The 18,127-nt window shown below is 71.2% G+C and carries 2 protein-coding genes; both read left to right on the top strand.

Annotated features, from left to right (window positions below; genetic code table 11):
- The first annotated feature begins 317 nt into the window (after positions 1 to 317).
- Positions 318 to 17,714 carry a non-ribosomal peptide synthetase gene (locus tag QFZ64_RS30655; RefSeq protein WP_307070716.1) on the top strand — a complete coding sequence of 5,799 codons (17,397 nt, stop codon included), beginning with the start codon at positions 318 to 320 and terminating at the stop codon, positions 17,712 to 17,714.
- The gene (locus QFZ64_RS30660; protein ID WP_307070717.1) at positions 17,711 to 17,923 is read left to right on the top strand and encodes an MbtH family protein; all 213 of its coding nucleotides are present in this window, start codon (positions 17,711 to 17,713) and stop codon (positions 17,921 to 17,923) included. Before QFZ64_RS30655 ends, QFZ64_RS30660 begins: the two co-directional genes overlap by 4 nt.
- Positions 17,924 to 18,127: the final 204 nt, after the last annotated feature.

The raw sequence follows: 18,127 nt of genomic DNA on the forward strand, positions 1-18,127 counted from the left end.
GTCGTCAGAGTGGTCATGTATATGCCAGGCGAACGTCGTCCACATTTCGTGGGGCCGTGGCATCAATTGGTGACACGAGAAATTCCCGGAGGTGTGGAGATTCCGTGAGCCTTCGTCCGGCGGGAGCTGGTGATGAACGGTGCGAAGTGGTGCCAATCGACCGTCGCGAAAGGGCATCAATCGCCCTTAGCCCCCAATTCCCAAGGATGGTTGACACTTCCACTACCCCTTGAGAAGGTGAAGCGAATCGGCATGACCGTCAAATTGCTTCACGTAATTGCTCCTGTTCGGAGCGCGAGCATTGACCGGGGTGTGGGATGTCTGGATCGCGTGGTGGCCGTCGTGACCTGATGGCCGGACAGCTCGGCGTATGGCATGCGCAACAACTGGATCCGGACAACCCGATCTACAACATGGCCGAATACCTCGAGATTCGGGGAAAGGTCGACCCGGTCTTATTCGAGAAGGCCGTGCGGACCGCCGTCTCCGCGATCGACTGTTTCGCCCTGCGCTTCGAGGAGGCCCCGGACGGAACCCCCCGCCAGTATGCCGATCCGCCTACCGACTGGCCTTTCCACATGGTCGATGTGAGCGGCGCCGACGACCCGCCCGCCCGTGCCGCCGAATGGATGCTGGCGGACTTACGACGGCCGGTGGACCTGCGTGACGGCGCACTGTTCACCGAAGCCCTGTTCAAGGTGGAAGAAGACCTCTTCTTCTGGTACCAGCGCATTCACCACATCGTCGCGGACGGACTCGCGGGCTCCCGCATCGCCTCCCGAGTGGCCGCCGTCTACACGGCGTTGTCGGCCGGCGAACCCCTGCCCGACGGTACGGTCCCGTCGAGTTCCGTATTGATGGACGCCGACGCCGAATACCGGGCCTCCACGGACTTCGAACTGGACCGGCAGTACTGGACGGAACGACTCACCGACCTCCCGCGGGCGGTCAGTCTGAGCGGCCGGGAGCCCTCCGGCACACCCCATGAGCTGACACGCCATACGCTCCACATCCCGGCCGACGCCGCCGCGGAACTCCGGAACGCCGCCCGCCGCCTCGGAACGAGCCTCTCGGGCCTGGCCCTGGCCGCGAACGCCGCATACCTGCACCGCGCCACCGGGCAGGAGGACATCGTCCTCGGCGTTCCCGTACTGGGCCGGAGGACCGCACTGCGCGACATACCGGGAATGACGGCGAACATCATTCCCCTGCGCCTCGCGGTGCGGCCGAAGGACACCGTACGGGAACTCGTGAAGCAGGTTTCCCGCGGGATGCGAGACGCTCTGAAGCATCAGCGGTACCGCTACGAGGACATCCTCAGGGACCTGAAACTCGTGGGCGGCGGCGGAATCTATCCGCTCCTCGTCAATATCGTCTCCTTCGACTACGACCTGGCATTCGGCGACGCCTCCAGCCGTGCGCACTCGCTCGGCGGAATCAATTTCGACGACCTGTCGATATCGGTGTACGACAGGTCCTCCGACGGCAGCATGTCCGTGGTGGCCGAGGGCAGTCCGGAGCTCTACGACACGGAGGCCGTGCGCGAGCACGCCGCGGCATTCCTCGACGTGCTCGACTGGCTGGCGCACGCCGCCGCGGAGGAACACGTTCACCGGATCACGCTGATGAGCCCCTCCGAGCAGCGTCTCGTCCTCGAGGAGTGGAACGACACCGCCCGGGTGGTGCCCGCGGCGACGCTGGCGGAGTTGCTGCGGGCGCAGGCCGCCCGCACCCCCGACGCGGTCGCGGTGGTCTTCGAGGGCGTCGGGATCACGTACGCGGACCTCCACGCACGCGCCAACCGGCTCGCCCGGTTGCTGATCGAGCGGGGGGTGGGCCCCGAGTCGCCGGTCGCCGTGATGATGCACCGCTCCGCCGACCTGGTCGTCGCCCTCCTCGCGGTGGTCAAGGCCGGGGGTGCGTACGTGCCCGTGGACCCGGACTACCCGGCCGAGCGCATCGCCTACGTCCTGGACGACGCCAGGCCCCTGTTGGTGCTCACCAGCGCGGACCTGGCCCCCCGCCCCGCCGAGGGGAAGCCGCCCCATCTCGCCGTCGACGACCCCCGAACCGTCGCCGCACTCCAGGATCTCTCGGACACCGACCCGACCGATGCCGAACGTCGTGGAGCGCTGCTGCCCGCCCACCCCGCCTACATCATCTACACCTCGGGTTCCACCGGACGCCCCAAGGGCGTGGCCGTACCTCACGCGGGGGTCGTCAACTGGCTGACATGGATGCAGGGCACGTACGAACTGACCGCCTCCGACCGGGTGTTGCAGAAGACACCCTTCGGCTTCGACGTGTCGGTACGCGAGTTCTTCTGGCCGCTCCTGCACGGGGCGACGGTCGTGGTCGCCAGGCCCTCGGGCCACCGCGACCCCGGATACCTGGCCGAGCTGATCCAGCGCGAACGCGTCACCCTCGCGCACTTCGTCCCGTCCCTGCTGCAGGTCTTCCTCCGCGAACCCGCCGCCGCCGGATGCACCGACCTGCGCGCCGTGTTCTGCAGCGGCGAGGCCCTCACCGGCGAGGTCGTCGAACAGTTCCAGGACGTCCTCGGCGTGCCGCTGCACAACCTCTACGGTCCCACCGAGGCGTCGGTCGAGGTCACCGCGTGGACGTGCGACAACGACAGCCGGGGCAGCGGTGTCCCCATCGGGCGTCCGATCTGGAACACCGCCGTCTATGTGCTGGATTCGGCGTTGCGGCCGGTGCCGGTGGGTGTGGCGGGGGAGTTGTATCTGGCGGGGGCGGGGTTGGCGCGTGGGTATCTGGGTCGTCCGGGGTTGACGGCGGAGCGGTTCGTGGCGAATCCGTACGGGGGTGCGGGGGAGCGGATGTACCGGACCGGTGACCTGGCCCGCTGGAACGCGGACGGGCAGGTGGAGTTCCTCGGCCGTACGGATGATCAGGTGAAGGTGCGGGGTTTCCGGATCGAATTGGGTGAGGTGGAGGCCGCGTTGGTGTCGCATGCCTCCGTTGCCCGGTCGGTGGTGGTGGTGCGGGAGGACCGTCCCGGGGATCGGCGTCTGGTGGGTTATGTGGTGGCGGCGGGTGGTCCGTGGGGGGTGGGCGGGCTGGAGGGGGTGGATGTCGCTGTTGTGCGGCGGTATGTGCGGGGGGTGTTGCCGGAGTACATGGTGCCGTCGGTGTTGGTGGTGCTGGAGTCGTTGCCGTTGACGGTGAACGGCAAGCTGGACCGCGGGGCGTTGCCCGTTCCGGAGTATGCGGTGACCGGTGCCGGTCGGGGGCCGGTGACGGTGCGGGAGGAGTTGTTGTGTTCGGCGTTCGCCGAGGTGCTGGGACTGCCCGCGGTCGGTGTGGACGACAACTTCTTCGAACTGGGCGGGCACTCGCTGCTGGCGACGCGGCTGGTGAGCCGTATCCGCTCGGTCTTCGGGGTCGAGGTGCCCGTCCGGACGGTCTTCGAGGCGCCCACCCCGGCTGTCCTGGCGGAGCGTCTGACGTCCTCCGGTGAGCGGCGACGACCGTTGGTGCGTGCCGAACGGCCGGACGTGCTGCCGTTGTCGTTCGCGCAGCAGCGGTTGTGGTTCCTGGGGGAGCTGGAGGGGCCGTCGGCGACGTACAACATCCCCCTCGCCCTGCGCCTGATCGGTGCGCCGGACGTCGTCGCCCTGGAGAACGCCCTGCGGGATCTGGTGGACCGGCACGAGGTGCTGCGGACGGTGTTCGCCACGGTGGACGGGGAGCCGTACCAGCGCGTCCTCACCCTGGACGAGGCCGCAGTGTCGCTGCCCGTTCGGCAGGTGACCGATCTCGACGGCGCCCTCGCGGAGGTCGCGGGCCACCGTTTCGCTCTCGCCACCGAGATCCCGTTGCGGGCCCTGCTGCTCGAGACCGGGCCCGACGAGCACGTCCTGGTGATCGTCGTGCATCACATCGCGGGTGACGGCTGGTCCCAGGCCCCGCTGGCGCGTGACCTGTCGGCCGCCTACACGGCTCGCCGGGCCGGTCGCGCCCCGGCATGGGCAACGTTGTCGGTGCAGTACGCGGACTACGCGTTGTGGCAGCGGGAGCTGCTGGGCGAGGAGGGCGACGCGGACAGTGTGCTGGCCCGGCAGCTCGACCACTGGCGCGAGGCGCTGGCCGGTCTGCCCCAGGAACTGACCCTGCCGTTCGACCGGCCGCGCCCCGCGCTCTCCTCGCACCGGGGCGGAAAGGTCGAACTGACCGTCGATGCCCGCGTCCATGCCGCCCTGGTGGAGCTGGCCAGGGCGGAGGGCGTCACGGTGTTCATGGTGGTGCAGGCGGCACTGGCCGTCCTGCTCCACCGGCTCGGGGCCGGTGACGACATCCCCCTCGGCACCTCGATCGCCGGCCGCACAGACGAGGCGCTGGACGATCTGGTCGGGTTCTTCGTCAACACCCTCGTCCTGCGCTCGGACCTGTCCGGCGCCCCGACCTTCCTGGAACTGCTGGCCCGCACACGGGAGACGGACCTCGGCGCCTACACGCACCAGGACGTGCCGTTCGAGCGGCTGGTGGAGGATCTCGCCCCGGCGCGGTCGATGGCCCGCCACCCGCTGTTCCAGGTCATGCTCACCCTGCAGAACACCGCGGCGGCCCCCCTCGACCTGCCCGGACTGGACGTCGAGACACTGCCCGTGAATGCCCTCCCGGCCAAGTTCGACCTGGACTTCCAGATCGCCGAACGGGCCGGCGACGACGGCACCGCGGCCGGCCTGACCGGACTGCTCACCTACGCCACGGACCTGTTCGACCAGGCGAGTGCCGAGGCGCTCGTACGGCGTTTCCTCCTGGTCCTGGAGGCGGTGACCGCGGACCCGTCGACACCCGTCGACCGCGTCGACATCCTGCACCCGGGGGAGCGGGAACGGCTCCTGCCGCCGTGGAACGACGACACCGCCCCCGACGGACCGCGGGCCACGCTGGTCGAACGCTTCGAGGTCCAGGCCGCGCGCGCCCCCGACGCGATCGCGGTCGTCGCCGACGACACCGAGCTGACCTACGCGGAGCTGAACGCGCGCGCCAACCGGCTGGCCCGCGCCCTGCTCGCCGAGGGAGCCCGGCCGGAGGCGCGCGTGGCGGTGCTGATGGACCGCTCCGCCGACCTTGTCGTCACGCTCCTCGCGGTGCTCAAGACCGGTGCCGCCTACGTCCCGATCGACCCGGCCCATCCCGCCGACCGCATCGCCCACATGCTGCGCGATGCCCGGGTCGCGGTGCTGGTCACCCAACGGGCCCGAACCGACGCGGCGGGGGACGCCGCGGCACGCGTCGTGAGGTTCTCCCCGGACACCGCGGCCGCCCTGGCCACGCTGCCCGGGGAGAACCTCACGCGGCACGAGCGGGGGGCGGCACTCCTGCCCGACCATCCCGCCTACGTGATCTACACCTCCGGCTCCACGGGGCGGCCCAAGGGCGTCGTGGTGAGTCACGCGGCAGTCACCCACTACCTCGACTGGGCCGTCGACGCGTACCCCGGCCTGAGTGGCCGGACCCTGCTGCACTCCTCGGTCGCCTTCGACCTGACCGTCACACCGCTGTACGGCACCCTGCTCTCGGGCGGCACCCTGTACCTCGCGGACATCCGGGAAGGGCTTCCCGCCGGACCGGCGCCCACCTTCCTCAAGGTGACCCCCAGCCACCTGGGCCTGCTGTCGGAGGAGCTCGCCGAGTCCTTCCCCCGGGGAGACCTCGTCGTCGGCGGCGAGCACCTCACGGGCGAACAGCTCGGACGGTGGCGGTCCGCGCACCCCGACGTCCTCGTCACCAACGAGTACGGCCCGACCGAGGCGGCCGTCGGATGCGTCACCTTCACCCTCCGCCCCGGTGACCCGGACGCGACGGGTGGCGTCCCCATCGGCCGGCCCGCCCCGCACACCGGAGTTCTCGTCCTGGACCCGGCACTGCGGCCGGTACCGCAAGGAGTGGCCGGTGAGCTGTACCTCGCCGGGGCCCAGCTGGCGCGCGGGTACCTGGCGCGGCCGGGGCTGACGGCGGAACGGTTCGTCGCCAACCCGTACGGCGGTCCCGGGGAGCGGATGTACCGCACCGGTGACCTCGCCCGGTGGAGGGCCGACGGTGAGCTGGAATACCTCGGGCGGACCGACGATCAGGTGAAGGTGCGGGGTTTCCGGATCGAGCCGGGTGAGATCGAGGCGGCTCTGGCCGCGCATCCGTCCGTGGGGCGAGCGGCGGTGGTGGTGCGGGAGGACCGTCCCGGTGACCGGCGTCTGGTCGCCTACCTGGTGCCCGCCGCCGCTCACGCCGGCGGTGTCGACACCGTGGCCCTGCGTGCCCACCTCGGTGCGGTGCTGCCGGAGTACATGGTGCCGTCGGCGTCGGTGGTACTGGACGCGTTGCCGTTGACGGTGAACGGCAAGCTCGACCGCGAGGTCCTGCCCGCCCCGGAGTACCGGGCGACCGGTGCCGGTCGAGCACCGGTGACGGTGCGGGAGGAGTTGTTGTGTTCGGCGTTCGCCGAGGTGCTGGGACTGCCCGCGGTCGGTGTGGACGACAACTTCTTCGAACTGGGCGGGCACTCGCTGCTGGCGACGCGGCTGGTGAGCCGTATCCGCTCGGTCTTCGGGGTCGAGGTGCCCGTCCGGACGGTCTTCGAGGCGCCCACCCCGGCTGTCCTGGCGGAGCGTCTGACGTCCTCCGGTGAGCGGCGACGACCGTTGGTGCGTGCCGAACGGCCGGACGTGCTGCCGTTGTCGTTCGCGCAGCAGCGGCTGTGGTTCCTGGGGGAGCTGGAGGGGCCGTCGGCGACGTACAACATTCCGGTGGCTCTGCGGTTGACGGGTGCGCTGGACGTCGGGGCGCTGCGGGCGGCGCTGGGTGACGTGGTGGGCCGGCACGAGGTGCTGCGGACGGTGTTCACCACGGTGGACGCGCAGCCCCGGCAACGCATCCTCGCGGTCGAGGAGGCGAAGGTGTCCCTCCCGGTCGAGCGGGTGACGGACCTCGGGTCCGCACTCGCCGAGGTCGCCGGTCACCACTTCGACCTCGCCACCGAGATCCCGCTGCGGGCGCGGCTGTTCGAGGTCGGACCCGACGAGCATGTCCTGGCCATGGTGGTGCATCACATCGCCGGTGACGGGTGGTCGATGGGGCCGTTGGCGCGGGATGTGTCGGTGGCGTATCGGGCGCGTGTGGCGGGTGGGGTGCCGGGGTGGGTGGCGTTGGGGGTGCAGTACGCGGATTACGCGTTGTGGCAGCGGGAGTTGCTGGGTGGGGAGGGTGATCCGGGCGGTGTGCTGAGTGAGCAGTTGGGTTTTTGGCGCGAGGCGTTGGACGGGGTGCCGCAGGAGTTGGTGCTGCCGTGGGATCGTCCGCGGCCCGGGGTGGCGTCGCATCGTGGTGGGCGGGTGGAGTTCGGTGTGCCGGCGTCGGTGCATGCGCGGGTGGTGGAGGTGGCGCGTGCGGAGGGTGTGACGGTGTTCATGGTGCTGCAGGCGGCGCTTGCGGTGTTGTTGTCGCGGTTGGGTGCGGGTGAGGATGTTCCGGTGGGGACGCCGGTGGCGGGTCGTACGGATGAGGCGTTGGACGATCTGGTCGGGTTCTTCGTGAACACGCTGGTGATGCGGACGGATCTGTCGGGTGATCCGACGTTCGCGGCTTTGTTGGGGCGGGTGCGGGAGAACGGTCTGGGTGCGTTCGCGCATCAGGATGTGCCCTTCGAGCGGTTGGTGGAGGATCTCGCCCCGGCGCGGTCGATGGCCCGGCACCCGTTGTTCCAGGTGATGCTCGCGTTGCAGAACACCGCCCCGGCCGGCCTCGACCTGCCCGGCATCCACACCGAACCCCTGCCCATGGGGGAGCCGGTGGCCAAGTTCGACCTGTCGTTCGTCCTGGACGAAACCTTCGAGCCCTCGGAACCGGGCACCGCGACGGGCGCAGCGACAGGCCCAGCGACAGGCACTGCGACGGGCACCGCGGCGGGTGCCGGTGGCGGTCGTCGTCCGGCCGGTCTGCACGGTGGTGTCGACTACGCCCTCGACCTCTTCGACCACGACACGGTGCGGACCCTGGCCGACCGGTTCGTCCGCGTCCTGGACGCCCTCACCGGCCACCCGCATCAACACGTCGGAGCCGTCGAGGTCCTGGAGCCGGCGGAGCGGCGCCGTATCCTGGTCGACTGGAACGCCTCCGCCCGTGAGGTGCCCGCGGTCACGCTGCCGGAGCTGTTCCAGGCCCAGGTCGCCCGCACTCCCGGGGCGCCGGCCCTCGTGTTCGAGGACGTGGAGCTGACGTATGCGGAGCTCGACTCCCGCGCCAACCGGCTCGCCCGGTTGCTGATCGAGCGGGGGGTGGGCCCCGAGTCGCCGGTCGCCGTGATGATGCACCGCTCCGCCGACCTGGTCGTCGCCCTCCTCGCGGTGGTCAAGGCCGGGGGCGCCTATCTCCCCGTCGACCCGGACTACCCGGCCGAGCGCATCGCCTATGTCCTGGACGACGCCAGGCCCCTGTTGGTGCTCACCAGCGCGGACCTGGCCCCCCGCCCCGCCGAGGGGAAGCCGCCCCATCTCGCCGTCGACGACCCCCGAACCGTCGCCGCACTCCAGGATCTCTCGGACACCGACCCGACCGATGCCGAACGTCGTGGAGCGCTGCTGCCCGCCCACCCCGCCTACATCATCTACACCTCCGGCTCCACCGGACGCCCCAAGGGCGTGGCCGTCACCCACCAGGGGCTGCCGAGCCTGACCGTCGCGCAGGCCGAGGACCTGGGGATCACCTCCGGGAGCCGGATGCTGCAGTTCGCGTCGATGAGCTTCGACGCGTCGCTCTGGGAGACGGTGATGGCCCTGTGCAACGGGGCCTGCCTGGTGTCGGCCGCGTCGCACGATCTGCTCCCCGGGCCGGCGCTCGTCCGCCTGGTCGCCGAGCGCGCGGTCACCCACGCGTTGCTGCCGCCCGCCGCGCTGGCGCTCATGGAGCCGGACAGCCTGCCGTCGCTCACGACCCTCGTCAGTGGCGGCGAGGCTCTCGGTCAGGGCGCGGTCGCCGGCTGGTCGGTCGGCCGTCGGCTCGTCAACGCCTACGGTCCGACGGAGTCAACCGTCTGCGCGACCACCGCCGGCCCGCTGTCCGACGGAGGACCCATGTCCGCCACCGGACCCGCCGGCCCGCCCATCGGCGTCCCCGTCCCCAACACCCTGGTGTACGTGCTGGACGCGGCCCTGCGGCCGGTGCCGCCGGGAGTGGCGGGTGAACTGTACGTCGCCGGGGCGGGCCTCGCCCGCGGGTATCTGGGCCGGCCGGGGCTGACGGCGGAACGGTTCGTCGCCAACCCGTACGGCGGTCCGGGCGAGCGGATGTACCGCACCGGCGACCTCGCCCGCTGGAACGCGGACGGGCAGGTCGAATACCTCGGCCGTACGGACGACCAGGTGAAGATCCGTGGCTTCCGGATCGAACTGGGTGAGGTGGAGGCCGCGGCGACCGCGCACCCCGCCGTTGCCCGGTCCGCGGTGGTGGTGCGGGAGGACCGCCCCGGTGACCGGCGGCTGGTCGGATACCTCGTTCCGTCCACCGGTCGCACGGGCGACGTCGACACCGTGGCCCTCCGCGCCCATCTCGCGGGCACGCTGCCGGAGTACATGGTGCCGTCGGCGCTGGTGGTGCTGGACACGCTGCCCCTGACGGTGAACGGCAAGCTCGACCGCAAGGCCCTGCCCGCCCCGGACTACCGGACGGGTGAGCGGGGCCGCGGCCCTGCCACGGTGGAGGAGGAGATCCTCTGCTCGGTGTTCGCCGAGGTGTTGGGACTGCCCGCGGTCGGCGTGGACGACAACTTCTTCGAGCTGGGCGGCCACTCCCTCCTCGCGGTGCGGGTGGTCGAGCTGCTGCGCACCAGGGGGATGTCCGTCGACGTACGGTCGCTGTTCGCGGCGCCGACGGCGGCCGGTCTTGCCGCGGCGGGCGGCCGGGCCGAGGTGACGGTCCCGGACAACCGGATACCGGACGGCGCCACGGCCCTCTCGCCCGACATGTTCCCCTTGGTGGACCTGACCCACGGGGAGATCGACCGGATCGTGGCCCTGACCCCCGGCGGAGCCGGGAACGTGGCGGACGTGTACCCGCTGGCCCCGCTGCAGGAAGGGATCCTGTTCCACCACCTGATGGGGGCGTCCGCCCATACGGCCGACGACACGGCCGACGACACGGCCGACGACACGGCGGACGCGGCCGACGTGTACGTGCTGCCGGTGCTGTTGGGGTTCGACTCCCGGCAACGCCTCGACGGGTTCGTGGACGCCCTTCAGAAGGTCGTCGACCGGCACGACATCCTGCGGACCGCCGTCCTGTGGGAGGGACTGCGCGAACCGGTCCAGGTGGTGGCGCGCCGTGCCACGATCCCGGTGACGGCCGTCGACCTGTCCGACGGCCCCGACGGCCCCGACGGCCCCGACGGCCCCGACAGTCAGGACGGCCTCGACAGCCACGACGGTCCCGATCGTTCCGACGGTCCCGACGGCCCTGGCGGTCCCGAGGACGGCGTGATCGGCCGGATGCGGGCCGTGTGCCCCGGATCGATGGACGTCGGCCGGGCACCGCTGCTGCGCGTGTACACGGCGACCAACCCGGTGAACGGCCAGTGGCTCGCACTCGTGCAGGCCCACCACCTGATCGCGGACCACACCACCCTCGACGTACTGCTGCGCGAGGTGCGGGCGTTCCTCACCGGCCGCGAGGACACCCTGCCCGCCCCCCTGCCGTTCCGGAACTTCGTCGCCCAGGCCCGTCTGCGGGTGACGCAGGAGGAGCACCGGCGGTACTTCTCCGCACTGCTCGGTGACGTCACCGAGCCGACCGCCCCGTTCGGCCTGCTCGACGTCCGCGGCGACGGCACCGACGTGACCGAGTCCCGCCGCGTGATGGACGCCGGTCTCGCACGGCGACTGCGGGAACAGTCACGTCGACTGGGTGTGAGCCCGGCCACGATCCTGCACGTGGTGTGGGCACGGGTGCTGGCGGCCACGTCCGGCCGGGACGACGTGGTCTTCGGCACCGTCCTGTTCGGCCGCATGGCCGCGGGAAGCGGGGCCGACCGCGTACTGGGCCTGTTCATCAACTCCCTCCCGGTCCGGGTACGGACGCACGACACGCGGGTGGAGGACACGGTCCGGTCGGTGCAGAACCAGCTCGCGGACCTGCTCGTCCACGAACACGCCCCCCTGAAACTCGCCCGGCAGGCCAGCGGCATCAGGGCGGACAGCCCGTTGTTCACCTCCCTGTTCAACTACCGGCACTCCAGGAGCACCGAGCCGGGGACGGCGGACCACGGCCTCGACGGCGTCGAGCTGCTCCACGAGCAGGAGCGGACGAACTACCCGATCGGGCTGAGCGTCGACGACACCGGCGACGGCTTCGCCCTCACCGTGCAGGCCGCCGCGCCCGTCTCGGGCACGTCGCTGTGCGCCATGGTCCATACCACCGCCGAGCATGTCGTCACCGCTCTGGAGGAGGCCCCGCACCAGCACGTCGGAGCCGTCGAGGTCCTGGAGCCGGTGGAGCGGCGCCGTATCCTGGTCGACTGGAACGCCTCCGCCCGTGAGGTGCCCGCGGTCACGCTGCCGGAGCTGTTCCAGGCCCAGGTCGCCCGCACTCCCGGGGCGCCGGCCCTCGTGTTCGAGGACGTGGAGCTGACGTATGCGGAGCTCGACTCCCGCGCCAACCGGCTCGCCCGGTTGCTGATCGAGCGGGGGGTGGGCCCCGAGTCGCCGGTCGCCGTGATGATGCACCGCTCCGCCGACCTGGTCGTCGCCCTCCTCGCGGTGGTCAAGGCCGGGGGTGCGTACGTGCCCGTGGACCCGGACTACCCGGCCGAGCGCATCGCCTATGTCCTGGACGACGCCCGGCCCTTCCTCATGCTCACCAGCACGGACCTCGCCTCCCGTCCCGCCGTCGACGGGAGGGTCCCGCTCCTGGCCGTCGACGACCCCGGGACCGTCGCCGCACTGCACGACTTCGCGGACACCGACCCGACCGATGCCGAGCGGCGTGCCGCGCTGCTGCCCGCCCACCCCGCCTACATCATCTACACCTCGGGTTCCACCGGACGCCCCAAGGGCGTGGCCGTCACCCACCGGGGGCTGCCGAGCATGGCGGCCGAACAGGCCGGAGAACTGGCGCTCGCGCCGGGCAGCCGGGTGCTGCAGTTCGCGTCGATGAGCTTCGACGCGTCGCTCTGGGAGACGGTGATGGCCCTGTGCAACGGGGCCTGCCTGGTGTCGGCCGCGTCCCACGACCTGCTCCCCGGGCCGGCGCTCGTCCGCCTGGTCGCCGAGCGCGCGGTCACCCACGCCACCCTGCCCCCCGCGGCACTGGCGCTCATGGAGCCGGACAGCCTGCCGTCGCTCACGACCCTCGTCACCGCCGGCGAGGCACTGACCCGGAACCTGGCCACCGGGTGGTCGGCCGGACGACGGCTCGTCAACGCCTACGGCCCGACGGAGTCAACCGTCTGTGCCACCACCACCGCCCCCTTGTCCCCCGAGGACCCCACCACACCGCCCATCGGCACACCCGTCGTCAACACCGCCGTCTATGTGCTGGATTCGGCGTTGCGGCCGGTGCCGGTGGGTGTGGCGGGGGAGTTGTATCTGGCGGGGGCGGGGTTGGCGCGTGGGTATCTGGGTCGTCCGGGGTTGACGGCGGAGCGGTTCGTGGCGAATCCGTACGGGGGTGCGGGGGAGCGGATGTACCGGACCGGTGACCTGGCCCGCTGGAACGCGGACGGGCAGGTGGAGTTCCTCGGCCGTACGGATGATCAGGTGAAGGTGCGGGGTTTCCGGATCGAACTGGGTGAGGTGGAGGCCGCGTTGGTGTCGCATGCCTCCGTTGCCCGGTCGGTGGTGGTGGTGCGGGAGGACCGTCCCGGGGATCGGCGTCTGGTGGGTTATGTGGTGGCGGCGGGTGGTCCGTGGGGGGTGGGCGGGCTGGAGGGGGTGGATGTCGCTGTTGTGCGGCGGTATGTGCGGGGGGTGTTGCCGGAGTACATGGTGCCGTCGGTGTTGGTGGTGCTGGAGTCGTTGCCATTGACGGTGAACGGCAAGCTGGACCGCGAGGCCCTGCCCGCGCCGGAGTACCGGGCGACCGGTGCCGGTCGAGCACCGGTGACGGTGCGGGAGGAGTTGTTGTGTTCGGCGTTCGCCGAGGTGCTGGGACTGCCCGCGGTCGGTGTGGACGACAACTTCTTCGAACTGGGCGGCCACTCCCTCCTCGCCGTACAGCTGATCAACAGGGCCCGGACGGTGCTGGGGGTGGAACTCCCGATGCGGGCGCTGTTCGAAGCTCCGACCGCGGCCGGACTCGCGCGGCGGCTCACCGAGCTCACCGATTCGAATGCGGCACGTCCCGCGCTGACGGCGAGGACACGGCCGGACGTGCTGCCGTTGTCGTTCGCGCAGCAGCGGTTGTGGTTCCTGGGGGAGCTGGAGGGGCCGTCGGCGACGTACAACATTCCGGTGGCTCTGCGGTTGACGGGTGCGCTGGACGTCGGGGCGCTGCGGGCGGCGCTGGGTGACGTGGTGGGCCGGCACGAGGTGCTGCGGACGGTCATCGCCGCCGACGAGGGCACCCCCCGGCAGCGGATCCTGCCCCCGCCCGGATCCTTCGACCTGCCGGTGACCGAGGTGGCGCGGGCGGACCTGGAGAGGACGGTCGCCGGGCTGGCGATGCGCGTGTTCGACCTGGCGGCCGATATCCCGCTGCGGGCCCGGCTGCTGCGGGTGGCGCCGGACGAGTGGGTGCTGCTGATGGTGGTGCATCACATCGCCGGTGACGGGTGGTCGATGGGGCCGTTGGCGCGGGATGTGTCGGTGGCGTATCGGGCGCGTGTGGCGGGTGGGGTGCCGGGGTGGGTGGCGTTGGGGGTGCAGTACGCGGATTACGCGTTGTGGCAGCGGGAGTTGCTGGGTGGGGAGGGTGATCCGGGCGGTGTGCTGAGTGAGCAGTTGGGTTTTTGGCGCGAGGCGTTGGACGGGGTGCCGCAGGAGTTGGTGCTGCCGTGGGATCGTCCGCGGCCCGGGGTGGCGTCGCATCGTGGTGGGCGGGTGGAGTTCTGTGTGCCGGCGTCGGTGCATGCGCGGGTGGTGGAGGTGGCGCGTGCGGAGGGTGTGACGGTGTTCATGGTGCTGCAGGCGGCGCTTGCGGTGTTGTTGTCGCGGTTGGGTGCGGGTGAGGATGTTCCGGTGGGGACGCCGGTGGCGGGTCGTACGGATGAGGCGTTGGACGATCTGGTCGGGTTCTTCGTGAACACGCTGGTGATGCGGACGGATCTGTCGGGTGATCCGACGTTCGCGGCTTTGTTGGGGCGGGTGCGGGAGAACGGTCTGGGTGCGTTCGCGCATCAGGATGTGCCCTTCGAGCGGTTGGTGGAGGATCTCGCCCCGGCGCGGTCGATGGCCCGGCACCCGTTGTTCCAGGTGATGCTCGCGTTGCAGAACACCGCCCCGGCCGGCCTCGACCTGCCCGGCATCCACACCGAACCCTTCCCCACCGGCGAACCGCCCGCCAAGTTCGACCTCTTCTTCAGCCTGAGCGAGACTTTCCATGCCGATGCCGATGCCGATGCCGATACCGACGTCAGCGATGGGGACGGCGGAGGCGAAGCCGGCGTTGCCGGTGCCGGTGGCGGTCGTCGTCCGGCCGGTCTGCACGGTGGTGTCGACTACGCCCTCGACCTCTTCGACCACGACACGGTGCGGACCCTGGCCGACCGGTTCGTCCGCGTCCTGGACGCCCTCACCGGCCGACCGCACCGGCGGGTCGGCGAGGTCGAGGTGCTGTCGGCGGAGGAGCGGCACCGGTTGGTGGCGGAATGGAACGACACCGCCCGCGAGGTGCCCGCGGCCACACTGCCCGAGCTGTTCCAGGCGCGGGTCGCGCGGCATCCCGACGCGGTCGCGGTGGTCCTCGGCGGTGTCGAGGTGAAGTACGCGGAGCTCGACGGGCGCGCGAACCGGCTGGCCCGGCTGCTCATCCGTCGCGGTGTCGGGCCCGAGCACATCGTCGGGCTGGCCGTGCCCCGTTCGGTGGACCTGATCGTCGCGCTGCTGGCGGTGCTGAAATCGGGCGCCGGATACCTGCCGATCGACCCGGAGTACCCGGCCGAGCGGATCGCCTTCATGCTGGCCGACGCCGGCCCATCACTGACGCTGACCACGTCCGTGGTTGCCGGCCGCCCGGCCGTCGGGCCCGTGCTGACGCCGACAGCGACCACGACAGTGGCGGACGGCCACCTGGCCACCGGGCCCACGTTGCTGCTGGACGACCCCGCCGTCGTCGCCGCACTCGATGCCCTCGCGGCCGACGCCCCGGACGACGGGGACCGGACCGGCCCGCTGCTGCCGCAGCACCCCGCCTATCTGATCTACACCTCCGGATCGACCGGGCGCCCCAAGGGAGTGGTGATGCCCGGTGGCGCGCTGGTCAACCTGCTGTCCTGGCACGCGTCCGCCGTCCCCGCGGAAACCGGCTCACGCGTCGCCCAGTTCACGGCGATCAGTTTCGACGTCTCGGCCCAGGAGGTCCTCTCGGCCCTCCTGGACGGCAAGACCCTCGTGATACCGGACGAGGAGACCCGGCGTGACCCGGAGGCCTTCGTGACCTGGCTCGACGAGCAGCGGGTCACCGAGCTGTACGCCCCCACCATGCTGCTGGACGCCCTGGGCGAGGCCGTGGCGGAGCGGGGCGCCGGTCTGCCACGGCTCCGGCACGTCGCTCAGGCCGGCGAGGCCCTCGTGCTCGGCGACAGGGTCCGTGACCTGTGCGGGGCAGTCGAGTCGGCCGGGGTAGCCGGGGTAGCCGGGGTAGCCGGGGTAGCCGGGGTAGCCGGGGCAGCCGGGGCAGCCGGGGCAGCCGGGGCAGCCGGGGCAGCCGGGACGATGCTGCACAACCACTACGGACCGTCCGAGACCCATGTGGTGACCGCCCACACCCTGCCGGCGGACCGGGAGACCTGGCCTCAGGGCGCCGCACCCGTCGGCCGTCCCGTGTGGAACACCCGCGTCCACGTCCTGGACGCGGCTCTGCGGCCCGTACCGGTGGGCGTCGCGGGGGAGTTGTACGTCTCCGGTGCCCAACTGGCGCGGGGGTACCACGGCCGGCCCGCGCTGACCGCGCAGCGGTTCGTGGCCAGTCCGTTCTCCCCGGGGACACGCATGTACCGCACCGGCGACCTGGCCCGCTGGACCGCGGAGGGGCACCTGGAGTACCTGGGGCGCACGGACGACCAGGTGAAGGTGCGCGGCTTCCGGATCGAACTGGGCGAGGTCGAGGCCGCGCTGGCCGCCCACCCGTCCGTGGGCCGGGCGGCGGCGGTGGTACGGGAGGACCGCCCCGGGGACCGGCGTCTGGTCGCATACCTCGTGCTCTCACCGGGGCATGTCGGCGATGTCGACACCGCCGGCCTGCGCGCCCACCTCGGCGCCAGGCTGCCGGAGCACATGGTGCCGTCCGCACTGGTCGTTCTGGAGAGCCTGCCGCTGACGGCGAACGGGAAACTGGACCGGCGTGAACTCCCCGCCCCGGACCGCACCGCGCCCGCTCCCGGCCGGCAGCCCTCCTCGGTCCAGGAGGAGATCCTGTGCCGGGTCTTCGCCGAAGAACTCGACGTGCCCCACATCGGCGTCACGGACAACTTCTTCGAACGCGGAGGGCACTCACTCCTCGCGGTCAGACTGGTGCGGCGGATCCGCGCGGTCATGGGTGTCGACGTCTCCGTCCAGATGCTGATGGAAACGCCCAGCGTCGAGGGGCTCGCACACCGTCTCAGCCTCCCCGCGACGAACGACTCCCTTCGCACGCTGCTCCCCATCCGGACGCACGGCAGCCGGCCGCCTCTCTTCTGTGTGCACCCGCGCTCCGGACTGAGCTGGTGCTTCGCACCGCTGGCCGCGTTCGTGCCTGCGGACATCCCTCTGTACGGCCTGCAGGCGCGCTACGTCGACGGCGCGGGCGGCGCGGGCAGTGCGCCGGGCGGGGGCGGTGCGGCGGGTACGGGCGAACTACCGGGCTCCATAAGGGAAATGGCGGAGGAGTACGTCAGGGAAGTGCGCTCCGTGCAGCCGTCGGGCCCGTATCACCTGCTGGGATGGTCGATGGGCGGCCGGGTGGCGCACGAGATGGCCGTGCAACTGCGGGCGGACGGCCAGGAGGTGGCTCTCGTCATCATGGGCGGGTACGCACCCGCCCCCGTCGACATGGCGGATGCATCCGGCACGGACGAGACGGGCCGGGGATCCGCCGAGCAACTCCGCCGGGCGATGTGGGAGCGCGCCGGACTCGACCCCGACGACACGGACACGGCGACGGAGGCGGACGTACTGGACGAGGCACCCGCCCTCCACGATCTCGCCGGTCTCCCGGACTACTTCCGCAACGAGATATCGGAGGCCGAGGCCGAGGTCAGGGCGAGGATCATCGCGAACAACACCCGTGTCTACGTGGAGCACCGTCCCCGCGTGTTCCACGGCGACGTCCTCTTCCTCTCGTCGGACGAACTCGAGGACGGCTGGGGCCGGGCCATGTGGCAGCCGTACACCTCCGGCCGCATCAGCGAGGCCCGACTGCCCTGCACGCACGACGAGATGGCCGATCCCCCCATGCTCCCGCTGCTGTGGAACGCCGTCGCCGCATGGCTGTCCACGACAAGCGGTGACCTTCAGGAAGAACCCCCCACCACCTCCGGGTGCACGGACAGGAGCGACGGATGACGAACCCCTTCGAGGACGCGGACGCCAACTACCTCGTACTGAGGAACGAGGAGGGCCAGTTCTCGCTGTGGCCCACCTTCGTCGACGTGCCGGACGGCTGGAAGCCGGTCTTCGGCGAGGCGGCGCGCCAGGCGTGCCTCGACTTCATCGAGCAGAACTGGACCGACATGCGTCCCCAGAGCCTGGTGGACGCCATGAACTCCGACTGAGCGCGTCCCGGTGGCCGGTGGCGGGCCGGTGTCGAAGCCCCCGCCACTCGCCACCGACCCGCCACGGGAGCCGATCCAGGCGCCGAGACGGGCATTGAGAAGGGCACTGAGAAGGGCACTGAGAAGGGCGCCGTGAGGGTGTCGAGACGGGCGTCGGACATGGGCGAAAGTTTCGACGGCACTTCGATTTCACGACGCCTCAAG

This window comes from Streptomyces sp. B3I8 (assembly GCF_030816915.1).
In the GTDB taxonomy this organism is placed as follows: Bacteria; Actinomycetota; Actinomycetes; order Streptomycetales; family Streptomycetaceae; genus Streptomyces.

Coding starts and splice junctions, on each gene's coding strand:
- QFZ64_RS30655 (WP_307070716.1), top strand. CDS start 318: ATGTCTGGATCGCGTGGTGGCCGTCGTGACCTGATGGCCGGACAGCTC.
- QFZ64_RS30660 (WP_307070717.1), top strand. CDS start 17,711: ATGACGAACCCCTTCGAGGACGCGGACGCCAACTACCTCGTACTGAGG.